General features: G+C 42.4%; 8 protein-coding genes. 2 read left to right on the forward strand and 6 right to left on the reverse strand.

Annotated elements, in window-relative coordinates:
• The first annotated feature begins 305 nt into the window (after nucleotides 1–305).
• Entirely contained in the window at nucleotides 306–3,302 is a 2,997-nt protein-coding gene (locus AC5JPY_RS04055; RefSeq protein ID WP_493852156.1) for a tyrosine-type recombinase/integrase, read from the forward strand.
• A gap of 1,030 nt (nucleotides 3,303–4,332) precedes the next feature.
• Here the strand turns inward: AC5JPY_RS04055 and AC5JPY_RS04060 are convergent.
• A complete protein-coding gene (locus AC5JPY_RS04060) occupies nucleotides 4,333–4,770 on the reverse strand; it encodes a hypothetical protein (protein ID WP_201549437.1) in 438 nt (145 codons plus the stop codon).
• Between the two features lie 248 nt (nucleotides 4,771–5,018).
• Here AC5JPY_RS04060 and AC5JPY_RS04065 point away from each other — a divergent pair, with 248 nt between their 5' ends.
• On the forward strand, nucleotides 5,019–6,125 hold the full coding sequence (locus AC5JPY_RS04065) for a Hint domain-containing protein (protein ID WP_201578822.1): 1,107 nt from the start codon (nucleotides 5,019–5,021) through the stop codon (nucleotides 6,123–6,125).
• A 347-nt stretch (nucleotides 6,126–6,472) separates the two neighbouring features.
• Here AC5JPY_RS04065 and cobA read toward each other — a convergent pair whose 3' ends face one another.
• From cobA to AC5JPY_RS04090, 5 genes are all read right to left on the reverse strand, one after another.
• Nucleotides 6,473–7,405: a uroporphyrinogen-III C-methyltransferase gene (gene cobA, locus AC5JPY_RS04070; protein ID WP_493852157.1), complete on the reverse strand. Its 933-nt coding sequence runs from the start codon at nucleotides 7,403–7,405 to the stop codon at nucleotides 6,473–6,475.
• A gap of 137 nt (nucleotides 7,406–7,542) precedes the next feature.
• The gene (locus AC5JPY_RS04075) at nucleotides 7,543–10,752 is read right to left on the reverse strand and encodes a molybdopterin-dependent oxidoreductase (RefSeq protein ID WP_493852158.1); all 3,210 of its coding nucleotides are present in this window, start codon (nucleotides 10,750–10,752) and stop codon (nucleotides 7,543–7,545) included.
• A complete protein-coding gene (locus tag AC5JPY_RS04080; RefSeq protein ID WP_493852159.1) occupies nucleotides 10,749–12,164 on the reverse strand; it encodes an NAD(P)/FAD-dependent oxidoreductase in 1,416 nt (471 codons plus the stop codon). Before AC5JPY_RS04080 ends, AC5JPY_RS04075 begins: the two co-directional genes overlap by 4 nt.
• A 76-nt stretch (nucleotides 12,165–12,240) precedes the next feature.
• Nucleotides 12,241–14,355 carry a bifunctional protein-serine/threonine kinase/phosphatase gene (locus AC5JPY_RS04085; RefSeq protein WP_493852160.1) on the reverse strand — a complete coding sequence of 705 codons (2,115 nt, stop codon included), beginning with the start codon at nucleotides 14,353–14,355 and terminating at the stop codon, nucleotides 12,241–12,243.
• Nucleotides 14,356–14,358: 3 nt separating this feature from the next.
• Entirely contained in the window at nucleotides 14,359–15,861 is a 1,503-nt protein-coding gene (locus AC5JPY_RS04090) for a NarK family nitrate/nitrite MFS transporter (RefSeq protein WP_371532040.1), read from the reverse strand.
• Between the last annotated feature and the right edge of the window lie 68 nt (nucleotides 15,862–15,929).

Here is a 15,929-nt window from a genome sequence, read left to right on the forward strand (position 1 = left end):
TTGATGGTAGAAAAAAGCGCTACGTGCCTTACCCATCTATACTCAAAGACAGTGATACGGCAAGGACACGTGAGATACAGCTACTCGCAGACTTACAAACCGAATGGGAGTCGTTGAAAAGGATTCATCCTGGAAGTATCGGATTCATAAAGTCTTTCAATAAATATTACCAACAAACACTTTGGCCCAATGAACGCATCTTTTTATTTTCGCCAAGCTCTAGCGACTATTTTGATTTATCATGGCTATCTTGGAGTCAATCTTTAAGCCAGTTTCAGAGAGAACTTTATAGACAATTGGAACCATTGTCTCAAGAAGGATTTGGTGAGTTTCAGTCAATCATTGAAAACAAAATTGCAAAAGCTTACGAGTCATCTAGAACACTCAAACATGTCTGGCAAGTCGTCGTTAAGTTCGTTGACTATCAAAATAAGCACTATATGCTTGCTGAGCATCACTATCCCAAGATAATTGCGCCACAACCTACTAAAATTAATCCACTAATTACAAATACAGCTTGGTTAAAAGACGGTAAGGCGCTGGTCAAAATTATTAACGCAGTAAAGCATAACTGGGAGCAAACAGCCGATTATAGCCAAGATCAGATTATAGGCTGGCTGATATTCTCAGGAATTGTATATGGTGGCATCAACGAGGTACAAATGCTTCAAGGGTGGCTTATCTCATTACTCACCAAAGAGTATCAGCCATTCATCAAAGAAAGGATAATTGTCTCGCCGCGCTTTGTACAAAAGCGCTTTGGTAACGAGCGAGAAGAAGAAAGTGACCAGCTTTATAACACCAAGCAAATCGTTGTAGATGTGGTCAGTCAGTGTTGGCTGCTGCGTTACCATAAAAGCAGCAGTCCAGCAGAGACCACATATATCATTGCCAAGCTGTCAGAAGATAAGATAAAACAGTATTTGACCGTGGCTTTATCTGACGTGATCAAGCCTTTGGGTATCAAGCCACTTCCCTTTTCAAGATTTTTATACTACGCCAGTTACTACTGGGAGGAGCTGGAGGACGCTGATATTGATCATGCTTCAGTTGGGGTGCTGCGAGGTATGCATAATACTGCAGGATTAAGTACGCAAGACTTTGGTCGGTTTTTAAACCAAAAATATCAGTATAAAGAGGTGCCGTATGATCTAGAACATATTTTGACGCTATCTATCAGCAAAAACTCTGTCAATCAAAACGAGATACCTAGCACTTCTACCAAGAAAATAGAGGTTAGAAAGTCTGATTTAATTATGAATCTGACTAAAGACTTCAAAATGGATAAAAAACAGAAGAAGAAAAAAACCAGCAAAAAGCCGATTACTCTTATCGAAAGAGTACAAAAACGCTATGAACAATACGATGACTTAAGTGAAAAAATTTTATTAGATTGGGTGCTAAGTTTACTCAATCGAAAAGAGTCAAAATCGCTTAGTAATGAGTCTATTTTGAAATATATTAGAACCATAGGCTATGAGTGGTTGTATTTCACAACAGCGCAGCCGCTTGATATTTGGTCAGAGGAAGAGTTTGAGGAACTTTATGAAGATATTTTAGAGTACAAAGCTGTCGTACGTAACAATACTAACATTGGATACTCTGCTAATTTATTGAAGAGTATGCACAACTTTGCCAAGAGCAAATACAACCTACCCTCCGTGAACTTCCAACAGTCCAAAAATGGTCGGCGTGTACGTGCGGAGCTGATATCACCGCAAGCGTATCAAGCCATTATTACGCAGATACTGAGTTCTGTAGATATATTGGAGCAGGAGATGTTCGCGCTTTTATTTATCTTAGTCTACCGTACTGGGATGCGCAAAAAAGAGCTGTTGGGACTTAAGTATAATGACATCGAAGGTCTAAAGGCAGCCACACCCTCAGTGGTAATCAGGCCCAATAGCTACCGTCCCACCAAGACTCAAAGTAGTATTCGCCGCGTTCCCTTATTTGCCCTCCTCAAACCTAATGAATTGGATTTTTTTATTAACTTTGTGCAGAGTAATATTGGCGACAGTTCAAACAAATTTATCTTTACCTTATCATCAGATCAGCGCCCTATTGATGACCATGTTCCGTTGCAGTTACTCAAACGAGTTTTAAAAGACATATCGGTAGATGATAATGTAGCAGAGCATACCTTTCATGGGTTTAGGCATACGGCAGTGAGTAACCTATCTTTAGCGCTAGTAGGTCATTTAGATTTCGTAGAAGCACTCACCGATTATGACGAAAGCGACGTACTTCGCATCAAACAAGGCATACTCGGCGAGCATACCAAGGGACAAGATCGCTGGTACGCTCTATCAGGTATTATGGGGCACTTATCGCCTGAGCGGAGCTTTGAGTATTACAATCACTTCGCTACTCTGATGGCTACTTATGCGTTGAGTGTTGCTGACATCGGACTACCCAAACAAACACTGTGTAACATTACCAAATTCCCTCCTAGAAGGATTGAGGATAATGCTGACATTGATGATAACGGTATGATCAATATGCCTAGTATACGTACGCTGTTATTTAAAAATATCATAGAAGGCAAACGCAAGTCACCGAAGTTTACGGTCGAAAACCGTGATGATCAACTTCTCTTGAGTACCAATACGCCAGCCAATAATGAGCTTTTTGGTCGTTATGGTCTAAACCGAGTACAACTGCTACTACAGACCTATGATAAAAAGATGCCTTTAAGTAAAGCGGCCCAGTTGGCAAATATTTCTATTCACGATGCAAATATTTTAATAAAACGTGCCAGCGAGATTACCGACATCACTACCAAACGCGGCAAACCTCGCTTTGTTAAGCTATCAGATCCAAACACCCCTGTACTGAGTCCACTGAACATTCAATACCAAAGTGATTTAAGATTACTATCACTCTTGTTAAGTAATGCCTACCGTCTACGAGAAAAGTCAGGGACTGATTGGACTTGGTTTATTGAGATATGTCGTGAAAAACTGTCTGTTAGCAGAGCATACCTACCATTTATAAAAGAAAATGAGAAGGAGTTGCAGCGTTTCATTGATATTGCTGGGAAACTGCTACCTTTGAAGCGTTGGCTAGTTGGTAGCAACGAAGCTTTATTGATGAAAACTATGTCATCTACTGACTATCAAGATATTAAGCAGCACTCTAATGATTCGAAAAATACTCTCCATATCGGTATTGCTAGTCAAGACCATAGAGAACGGACGAACAAATGGCAATACTCGCCCCTACTACGGTTTTTTGTGCATATGATGCTGATTACAGATGAGAAACTATCTATTGGGATTTTTGACCAGACAGATGGATAAGGATTTAATGGCAGATTTGGTAAAAGGGCTTGATACTGAGTGAGACACTTAACAAGACGACTTAAGCAATTTAAAGTATTAACATTAACTAGAAAAGTTCAAATTGTCATTCTGCTATTAACTTGGATATGGCTAATAGCTTGGGCAATACTGAGTTAGCAAGGTAGAGATTTCCCTTTAGAGTCTGAGCTTAATTATAGTGAAGGTATTGTAGGTAGTTTGAATGCTGGTGAGGGAAATCACATTTTTATGTTATTATATCTCAATGACCTTAACCATAAAGAAATATACGGGTGCAGCTATTCAGCTTTTGATACTGACTCCTCTTGTTTTGGCAAAGAATATTTAGAACCGATTGAAGGTAAAAAAGCCGTGATAGGGTGGTATATACAGAAAGATTTTCTAGGGTTCCATAATGGAATTAGACAGATAGTAAGTCTTAATGTCGAAGCTGGAGTTAAGGAGGTAATCACTTATCAAAGGACTTTGGACGCTATAAAGGGTATGAATACGTATATGAATACGGGTTTTATTATATTTATAGCATTCTTTTATTACTGGTTTTGGCGTTTTATGGATTTTATAGAGTGAAGAGGATAAGGTTCCCTAGTGAGGACTTGAATGTTTGACTGTAGCTAAGTGATTTCACTGTATATGAGATTTTAGGTTGAATCAATGTACATCTGAGTGTACTTAATGATCGAAACAATTAATTAGAATATTTTTTAGTGCTGGCAACCCAATGAAGACTTACATCTTCTTCTTTCAAAGGTACAGTTTCAATTGTACGACCCTAATCATCAGAAGGTTCAATTTCATATACGGGAGGAGTCACATCAAAGATATGTACTACAGTTCCCACATCACACGATCTGATATTCTCTTGAATATCTTTTGATACCTTAATAAAATCGTTTATATTCAACATACTGCTAATCCTTATTTGTCATAAACTCTGTTATAAGAAGGGTTTTTGGGAGTATATTTGCAAGCATCAAACTTACATAGGCTAGATGCTAATATCAACCGTTCAAACAAACCAGTTAATATTAGAAAGGTAGAAAAGCTCAGCAAATATAAGTTTCTCATCCTTGATTCCTGACTCTATAGAACTTTTAATTAACTTCTCATCAATATTATCACCTTCATGAACTCTACCAATTATAGTTCGAACTCTATTTTCAGTATCAAAATAGATAGCTAAGATATTTTGTTTGTTCTCAATAAAAATATCTGGGAAGGTATTAGTTGATATCATATTTCTTATACTACCCATAATATCTATTAACTCACAAGTATACTCCGGATATTGTATCCAGACCTCGCAACAGTCGATCAGCATAGGATAGCCCTGCTCATAATTAATATCCCGGACATGCTTATCATCAAAATCAGACATATACCACTCGTCAAGCTCGTGGAAATTCTCGGTAGACAATAAGAATTTTATCAACTCTTCTTTAAACATAATTCAGTCTCTAAACCCATTTTCAAATTGGTGTATTTACTCAATAAGTTATCAGTATGTGTTCGATACCCTATACAGGCATCGAGCTATTAAGGGGTTGAGGTGTCTCAACATATTTATAATAATCTAAAAACAGGCTCAGTGGTTATGGGCGTAAGGATACGGCTCCCTAGCGAGAACTTCAGCTATAAGCTTCACAAGATAGTTGATACTATGGGCTGATTTAGTTTACTAATAAGGAAAATAGAATGAGTTTTGTCGCAGGTACATTAGTACATACAGATAAAGGTTTAATGCCAATACAAGATATTAAAGTTGGAGATCTTGTATTGTCAAAAATTAATGATGATGGTGAGCTGGTTTCAAGGAAGGTAACTAAAACAGTTACGTCTTCTGAACCTAAAAGAATATATAAAGTTGAATACCACAACGATTCGCTTGATGAAGATATTAACTTAGATGAAGATGAGAGACACAATGATAGCTATATTTTTTGCACGGACATTCAAAAGATTAGAGTTTCAACCAACAATCTCATTAGAATGGGTTGGCAACCTGCTAAAAATTTATTTTCTAGAGAGTTATTCAAGAAATGTATCGACGAGTACTTTAAATCTTATGAGGAAGGTATCAATCCTCCTGAAATAGTCTCTGTCAGTAAAGACAAAATACAGTTATCAAAATTTTCTTTTTTGCCTGTTCGTACGCTACCAAACTTTCCTCAGGACTGTGCGTATACTTACAGCATGCCGCCTATAAACTTTATTCTTGCTAACATTGATTGGAGTAGCGACTTTGATGTGAATGATTTTTTAGACAGCTATTGGGAAGAATATCGAAACATAGAGTTTGTTAGTTTCGATAAAGATAGTTACTGCTTAGTAAGCTTAGGAGAAGAGAAATATTATAACCATGATAAATACCAATTAAATTTACCAACTGCTGATTCATTTTCACATGTTAATAAGCAGGTACCGTTTAAAATTGATATTGACTTATATAAAAAATTGAACAATCGTCTGTTCCAAGATACAAATCCTTATGCGAATCGTGATATTGAAAGCTTTAAAGAATTCTATAATTCACCAAGTTACTATAATGGCAACATAATAGAAAAGAATAAACTGGGTTCTAGTAAAAACAAAAAGATCTATGAGAATGGATTAATTAATCTAGAAAAATATGGAAACGCCGAGGGGTTGTTAGACTCTAGCATTCATGAAAGTATGGCACGTTTTGATGATCCTTGTCCCAATCCATTTATGACACATGTCTACCAACTAGAAGTAGAGGAAACTCATAGTTATTTTGTTGGTCAGGATGGTATCTGGGTATCTGACGGTCATACAGAGTAACCATGTAAAAAACGGGCGTTATGACAAATAACTTTGGATAGAGAGATTCTTTTTTACTAGTTCCTTTGGGTTATACCCTAAGGGAACCAGCTATTTATCCCTTTGAACCTATTAATGGACCACTCAAAATAGACTAATATAATGGAACTACTTAAAACAGACTGCTGAATTAGCTCATGTTGCACTCAAAACAATAAAACTTTGCATCATACTCTTTTTATTACATCGTCTACTTTTTACATGCGTTTTAGTATTTTGTAGTAGTCATTACCCTGTCTAATAATTTGCGCTGACATACTATAAAAGTGCTAAGCACTATTATCGCTTGGCACTAGTATGCTTCTATCCTACGTGACAACCTCCAAATTACTGACTAAATCATGACTGCTAACAACGTTTTGAACGTCAATAAAGGTACTTTTGCCTAACGCACCAAGGTTGTAGCTTGCAAACTCATGATATAAATTAACCACATCACCCATAATCAGTAGTGCAGGTGTTGGCAGTTTTGCCTCAGCTTGCTGCTCGGCGATATTACCAAGCGTACCGATGAGCAGCTGCTGAGTTGGTAAACTGGCATGACTAATTACAGCAAAAGGTGTGTTACTGTCGCGCCCTGCGGCAATTAACCCTTGGGTCATCTCATCTAGTCGATTCAACCCCATATAAAAGACAACGGTTTGCGTACTGTCCAAAAGTTCATCATAGTCATTATTAGGTGCACCTGATTTTTTGCATGCTGTTACAAACTTCACGGCTTGTGCATGATCACGGTGTGTCAATGGAATACCTGCTCTGCTTGCAGCCGCACTAGCAGCAGTGATACCAGGAATAGATTCAAAATGAATACCATGACGCACCACTTCTTGCAGTTCTTCACCACCTCGTCCAAAAATAAAGGGGTCGCCCCCTTTGAGCCTAACGACCGTTTTACCTGCTAGCGCATGTTTGACTAGCAGCTCATTGATACCTTCTTGTGGTAGCGCATGATTGGCACGGCGCTTACCAACGAATATCTTCTCTGCTGTCAGCGCACACATATCTAAAATATCCTCTGAAACCAAGCTGTCATAGAGCACGACATCTGCTTTTTGCATCACTCGCAGTGCTTTTAACGTGAGTAGTTCAGGATCACCAGAACCTGCACCAACCAAATGTACCGTGCCTACTTTCATATTTTTGTCTATACCTAATGGCTTGTCGCGCCCTGCGGTATGACAATTAGTATTAGACAAATGATTTGCAATCAATGTGGTAATAAAGGGAGATGAATCAGTCATGGTAATAACTCCTAATAACACTGTTAATAACGCGCAAACCTGCACCTAACAATGGCATACCTGAGAAAAGAAGAGCCTACAAGATACAGTGCAAACCCTATGCCATATTAGTAAGCAAGCCTGATCTTAGAAAGTTTTTAAGACGCATACTTTTCGATTAAGGTATTGATTTGACTCACGCATGAACCGCAGTTAGTCCCTGCGCGGCACGCTTTGCCAACCGCGTGGGCACTCATACATTGCTGCTTAGTAATCGTCTCGATAATAATATTCTCTCCAACTGCCATACATGAACACACCAATGGACCTGGATCAACATAACCTGTCGCTGGACGACCTGCTAGCAACCACTTATGACGTTGATTTTCTGGTATCGCATCAGTACTGGCAAAGCAACTATTGAGCCAATGAATACTGGGCAGCTGCGCCACTTGTGGCGCAAAACAAACGCTTAGTAGAAGCTGATCGCGTGGTATGTCAGACTTTGACGTGCTAATCGATGCATGATCTATCGCTTTACTATCTGCATCTACCTGCGTCGAGACGAAGCGAAGCTGCTTTGCTTGCTTGCTGCAAGTAAACGCACTATTGATGGACTCATTGGCTAGAGATGTTTGATAGGTATGGATGAAGTGCTGCCAGTAATCAGCATCAAGCAATTTACTGACGACGCTGTCTATGGGACTGGCCAAGGTAATCAAAACGCTATTAGTTTGACGACTTAAACTCCATGTCAGTGCGGGCAACGCAGGCAATGCGTCTGCTATTTCAAAATCTGCATTGGTATCACAGGAAGATATCGGCGTATTTTTATCCTCGGATTCTGTTTCAGAGTTCAATATGGTCTCACGCAGATGCACTATAATGGTGTCTTGTAAATCAGGATGCACCAAAATCTTACCATAAGTTTTCATCGGTACAGGCATCACGCTGATTGCGGAATTTTTTAATTCAGGCTGTCCTGAATGTGGATCAACGACTGTTGGAATCAGCGTACCTACGCGCGCAAAACGAGCGAAAGCTCTACTCCAATGCATCGGCATAAAAGCATCTCCTGCGATCATACTATCGCTGATGGCAACTTGTGCGAGCACCTGACTGTCTGTAGTGGTATTACTAGAAACCATGTACTGCGGCTGGCTCTGTATTGATAAGTTTTGCTTATCGCTTTTCTCGTCGCTTTTATCATAGCAAGGACGTAGCTGTACATAATCGCCTTGGTCAACACCGAGCTGCTTGGCATCATGGGGGTGCACGGTGAGCGTTGGTACAGATGCGTGTTGGTTGAGCTGCGGTGCAAGTCCTGTGCGCGTCATCGTGTGCCATTGATCGCGAAGCCTACCTGTAATAAGCCGTAGATCTACCGCCCCTGAGTGATGCTGATGCAACGTATGACTGTCATTGTTTTTTTGACTATCCGCGCTTTTCGATCTCAATCGTTGCGGATGCCTATTGGGTAAGCTGCCGTGACTGGGAGGCGTAATGGCAATAAACTTTGTTTTGCTGGGTGTAATACGTGCGCCGCCCCACTGAAACGGGGTCATGACATCGTATGCGTCACGGCTGAAAGAAACTACGTCTTTATTTTGCTGCTCAAGATGGTCTGGCTTTATCAGTTCTAGCGACCCTACTGGCTCTAGCGAAAGATCTTTTGCCAAATTAAGATAGCGCGGTTGATTGCTATCTGACAAAGCTTGGCTAGCATCATTTCTATAAGCAGTTAGAGCGATATGCTCATTAAATATCTCACTAGGATGGTGGTAATCAAAACCTAATAAACCCATACGTTTAGCGACTTGCGACAGTATCCACCAGTCAGGCTTTGCTTGTCCGAGTGCAGGCATTAACGCCCGTTGGCGCGAGATGCGACGCTCCGAGTTGGTCACTGTGCCTGATTTCTCCCCCCAACCTTGTGCCGGCAAAACAATATCTGCACACTTAACCGTATCGCTATCGACGGAGCAGTCAGATACAATCACCAAATCACAGGCCGACAGTGCGCGGCGAAACTTATCAGCCTCAGGTAAGCTAACGACAGGGTTGGTTGCCATAATCCAAATGGCTTTGATACGACCATCTAGTATGGCATCAGCGGCATCGCAAGCTTTTACCCCAGTCTCTGCGGCAAGCGGTTGCGGCGCTTGCCAAAAATCAGCCACCAAGTGACGATGCTGCTCGTTATCTAGGTCTAGATGCGCGGCAAGTAGGTTCGATAACGCGCCCACTTCACGCCCTCCCATTGCATTCGGCTGACCGGTGAGTGAAAATGGACTTGCACCTACTCGGCCCACTCGCCCAGTATACAAGTGAGTATTGATGATGGCATTGACCTTGTCGGTACCACTCGCAGACTGGTTGACGCCCATACTAAATGCTGTGATTGTTTTATCGTTTGCAGCGACCAGCTCATAAAACTCCCGTACCAGTTCCTCACTGATACCGCATGCCGTCGCCACTTTATCAATCGTCCATGTTTTTGCGGCCTCTAAGGCGGGCATGACACCCTGACACTGCTTAAGATAGTCCTTATCACAACAGCCTTCTTGCTCAAGATAATGTAGCAGTCCGTTATATAAGTGGGTATCCGTGCCGACAGTGATGGGCACATGTAAATCGGCAAATTCACAAGAATCAGTACGACGCGGATCAATCACGATTAGTTTTTTATTAGGATCACGCTTTTTGTCGGCTAAAAACCGTCCGAATAAGATAGGATGACACCACGCCATATTGGAGCCCACCAATACCAATAAATCACAAGACTCTAAATCTTCATAATTACTAGGCACTAAGTCTGCACCAAAAGCACGCTTATGCCCTGCAACTGCTGAGGACATACAAAGACGCGAATTGGAATCGATATTATTATTACCAATGAAGCCTTTAATAAACTTATTGGCAACGTAGTAATCCTCTGTAAGCAGCTGCCCTGACACATAAAACATTACGCTGTCACGCCCGTGTGTCGCGATAGTGTTATTCAAACGACTCGCAATATCATCCAATACTGCCTCCCACTCGACAGGCTGCTTATCTGTTGGTTGTCCTTTTGCAATTGATCGCTGTTTGTCTTGATAATAAGGCTGAGTCAACCTGCGCTCAGTGCCCAATGTTTGTGCCAATGCACTGCCTTTTGAGCAGAGTTTACCGAAGTTTGCTGGATGATCAGGATCGCCTGTCACGCTGACTACACCTGCCTCATCGATGTTTGCTAGTACGCCGCAGCCTACGCCGCAGTAAGGACAAGTGGTACGAATAGGACTGATCAAATCCTCAGTGTAAGTTGTAATGCGAGAGGACGGTACGACACTGAGGGCTTGATCGTCATTTAAGATGGTGCTGCTCATGATGCCTCTCCTATTAGGTGTGCGTCACTTGGCACGGCAGATTCGGGCTCAGCTGCTTCTATTTTCTCTACATCGCAATAGGCTTCGCCAAAGATAAGGTCTTCTTTTATCGAGGATATGTCACTGCCATCAGTGATCAGCTGACTATAAAACCCGCTTTCACTCACATCACCGTACAGTACCGTGCCAATAAGTTTGCTTTCTTTAATATAGAGACAAAGATAATGATTGAAGCTCGTTTGCTGATAGACCACGCGCTCTATCTGCATCATTTCACTCTCATCGAAAGCAATCTGACCTGCTGAAAAAGCCGCGATGCCAGATACTTTTAATTTTAAAGATAAAGGCTTACTGATAAAGGGACACCAGTTATTTTCAGATTCGTGTGGTCGCGAGTCACTATTGGCTGTCTTACGACTTGAGATACGTGGCGCTTTTAAGACAGACACCAAAGTATCGACCTGTTGATTGACAGGAGCCACCATCCCGAATAGCTCCCCGTCCAGCTCGACACACTCACCGATCGCATAGACATGCGGGCAGCTAGTATGCATAAAGTTATCTACAAGGATACCTCGGTTAACATCAAGACCACTTTGCTGCGCCAGTGTCATATTGGGGATGACGCCAACTGCCATGACAATAAAGTCTGCTGGCAGTGTGCGACCATCCTTTAACAACAGACCATTAACCTCGTGTTGATCATTGACCGTAATACATTCTGTGTTGGCTAATACCTCCAGCTTGACACTTCGACTGAAGAGTTCTGCTTGTAGCAGATGAGCGGCGGGCATATCAAGCTGTCGGTTGAGAACATGACTATCGACATGAACCACTGTCATATCTGCCCCTTGAGACGCCAAAGCGCAGGCGGCCTCTAGACCCAACACCCCGCCACCAATGACGAGACCCTTTTTTGCTTGGCGCGCGTACTCCGTCAATACCTGCACATCAGCAATATCTCGAAATACATGAACACCCTTAGCATCATGATTGGCAAAAGGGATGACGCGAGCTTGCGAGCCAGTAGCCAGCACCAGCTCGGTATAATCTAGGACTTGTCCATCACTCAATTCAATACACTGTTGCTTGGTATCGATGGCATCTACCGACGTGCCAGCCAATACCGTGATACCCAATTGCTCATATTCTGCTAGCTCGTATAAATATGTCTCTTCAAAAACCGACTCTCCTGAAAGTACTGGTGACAGCATGATACGGTTATAGCCAACTTGCGGTTCTTTACTGATTAACGTAATTGGCAAACGGGCGGTGTCATCATTTGATTGCGTGCGAGCAAGCTCAATGGCAAAACGACTGCCTGCCATGCCCGCTCCGATAATAACGATGCCAGCAGTAGTCCGACGTTTAGAAAAAGAAGTATGGGTTGGTTCTGGTGAATCAAGTGACATAGGAAAATCATTCCTTAGCCGCAACACGCAGCGTTGAATAAAATGGCTTGTCGTACTATTTACGTTTAACAAGGTTTTATAAAAAATAAATCAGCAACGATATGATAATGACAAATTGAATAAAGCAAATGCTGTGCCAAACCAATAAGGGATGACGTACAATCAGCGGTTCAGGGTCTCTGATATCGTTACTGTTATCAGGGCTGAAGTCTTGTAAGAACTCACCAATCGCTTGATACCTTGCCTGCGTACTAGAATGTAGCGCACGCATCAACGCTTGTTGGCTAGCAGCTGGCACTCGGTTTTGACGTAGGCGTTCTGCAGGTACGATCAGTGAGGCGGATGGGTTCATCAAATCTTGCGAGCTAAATGGCAGCTCACCTGTGAGTAACTCATAACCAATCACGGCAATAGAAAACAAATCAGAATGCACGCCTTTTGGGGCATCGGTGTAGTATTCTGGTGCAGCGTAGTGCAAATCACCATTAGGAGGACGCGTACTGTCTTTTAGTATGGAGGAGCTAGCAGAGCCAAAGTCGATTAACTTGACCGCACCTGATTGAGTTAATAATATATTTTCAGGCTTGATATCTTGATGCAGTAGATAGTTCCGATGCATCACACGGACCGCCATGCCGATCTTAGTAAGTAAATCGTAAGTTTGCCAAATATCACAAGGGGCTTGACGATCCATAAACACTCGTAGGCTCTCCCCTTCGATATATTCCGTTAAATGATATAAATAAGTGCTACTGGCAGGCACTGGGTAGTAGCGTAAAAGCCCTGACGCATTAGACGCATTGAAAGTAGCACTCAGCTTTTTAGAGACATCACTGTTTAAAAGCAGATCATGGGAGGATACGCTATTGGGGTCCACTTGATTATAAGCAGGCTCACCAATGCGTTTGTGCTTGGACAGGCTCAAACCGATTTTGCGTTCCTTTAAAAACTCACGTAGATAATGCCCATCAGCAATGACGTTGAGACTTGGTGACTTCAAAACAAATGCATGCTGGTCATCATCCTCTACTAAATACACCTCACTGCGAGCCGTGCGCGCGATGATTTTTTTGACCACAAAATTATCAACCTGTGCCCCTACTGCCAAGCCCGTTGGTAAGCGATAGTGATTGATATCCTGGGCGTGACTACTGTCGCTATCCACACTTTGATCAAGAGCAATGCCGTTGTCGGTTTCTCTGTGCGTTTTGCTCTTTGTGATTGCATCGTTCATACCCAGCATGATCACACTGAGGTTATCGTAACTGCCCTCGCTAAAGGCATGCTCACATAAGCGCTGGCTCATCTGAAGATGGTCAATGATTTGATTGGGACATCCCACTGATTGATGCATGGCCTGTACCGCAGCACACAACTCAAACTGTAACTCTGCGGGCACGATAGACTCATAAACCCCATCAGTCATGAGCGCCAGACACTCGTTTTGATGCAAGGTAAACACCGACTGTTGCAGCTCAACTCGGGTATCAGCACCGATAGCAGCAGACAACGCCCCTTTGTCTCGTCCGTGGTGAATGTGATGGTCTTTGGTCAATAGCACCATACTGTCGATACCGATACGATAGATACGAGAGTCGCCTGTATGGAACAGATGAATACGGTCACCTATACAGAGCAGTCCTGATAAAGTCGATAATAAAGCTGGCAGACGATCATACGCCTGCGGGAAATAAAGCGCATCATTGGCTTGGTGCACCGCCTCCTTAATCACGATGGCAATTTGATTGTCATCAAAGCGGTGTAGTGAACTTGGCGATTGCTCTTGCGCTTTGCTTGCAGAGTTTCTTTGCGATTCGCTTGATGCCACATTTGCTTGCGCCCTATCTGTCTGTACCATCTCTGCAAGTTTTGAGGTGATATGGTGTGTCACCGTGTTTATCACTGACTGACTGGCTTGTTTGGGAAACTGGCAAGCACTGACCCCATCAGCCATTAGCACCAATAAAGGCGCTGTAAAAGAGGGATGATCGCCACTATGCGCTGACGATAATGAAAAGGATGATAACGATGGGAACCCATAAGGCAAGCAGGTCGTTATGAGTAGGCTATCTTGGTTCTCAGCTTTGCGCCCTGCCATCGTACAAAAATCAGGCAGCCACAATGCAACGTCCGCATTATGACTGCTTACTTGACCTGTCCCTTTAGGAGCTTGTTTGACGCTCTCATACATAATTTAGCTCACTTGTATTTGAGCAAAACTGCCATCTGGCATCTCTTCAATAATAACGCCTTCAGGCTCTTTTAGTAAAAACAGCGCAAAGAAGCCAACCACAGCCGTTGCGGCAATCACAAAGAAGAATGCCTGATACGATACCAGACTCAGTACAGTTAGATAGACCACTGACCCGACGTTACCGTAAGCACCCGTCATTCCTGCAAACTGACCTGTCATACTACGTTTAATCAAAGGAATCACAGCAAACACTGCTCCCTCACCCGCCTGTACAAAGAAAGAGCAGAACATGGTAATCAACAGCGCAAGTGCGATCGGCCATGAAGAGTCAACGACACCCATCAACAGATAACCAACGGCCAAACCTGCAGTGAGAATCAAAAGTGTGATTTTGCGACCAAATTTATCACTCAACCAGCCGCCGCCTGGACGTGACATGAGGTTCATAAAGGCGTAGCTTGATGCCAAGACACCTGCCATGACAATCGATAAGTTAAAGGTTTCTTGATAGAAGAGTGGTAGCATAGAGACCACAGCCAACTCTGAGCCAAAAGTCGCAAAGTATAAAATATTCAAAATACCGACTTGCTTAAAGTCATATCGGTGAGCTTTTGGCACAGGCGTGGTAAATACTTCCTTATTAAAACGATAACTACTGATAAATTCATAAACGTATAACACCACCAACGCAATATAGACGATGTTGACACTTGCCTGACTCAGTAAACTTACGCCAGCTGGTGATAATTTCCACGCCAATAAGGCCAATGCCAAATACATCGGCAGTTTAAATACCATCATGAGCCAGAAGTCACCTGATGAAGTCACCATCATGGCACCAGATTTTTTAGGTTTGAAATATGTGGCACCCTTAGGGGTATCACGTACCATCTTATAAAAAATCACACTATAGAGCATCATAACCAACCCTGAAGTAGCCGTTGCATAACGCCAACCTTCCTCACCGCCGAAAATGGCAGCGGCCGCAATAGCGACTGTCGGTAGTAGCAGTGCCGCGGCGGCAGAGCCGAAATTTCCCCAGCCCCCATAGATACCTTCAGCTGTACCTAGCTCATTGGCAGGAAACCAGTCACTCATGAGACGAATACCGACCACAAACCCTGCACCAACGAAACCTAACAAAAAGCGTGATAGCGCTAGCGTATTGTAATCTTGCGCAAAAGCGAAGGTGAAACAGGGAATTGCGCCAATGGCTAAAATAGCAGTGTAAACAAGCCGCGGACCAAAGCGATCGGTCAACATACCGATGATGACTCGGGCTGGAATAGTCAAGGCAACATTTAATATCAATAAGGTTTTTACCTGGTCTTTGGTGAGGTTCAAGCTCTCCCCTATCGCAGATAAGAATGGTGCGTGGTTAAACCACACAAAAAAGGTGAAAAAAAACGCCATCCACCCAAGATGGAGAATTTTGTTTTTACCACTAAAAGAAAAGATATTCAGCTTGTTTTTATTTGGCACATCAGGTTTCGATGAAGGCATAGACGATTTCCTCAAATGGCTAACATTAAAGTTATAAAAACACGTTATGAGTCAGAAACTTATCAGTT

This window comes from Psychrobacter sp. H27 (genome assembly GCF_059072655.1).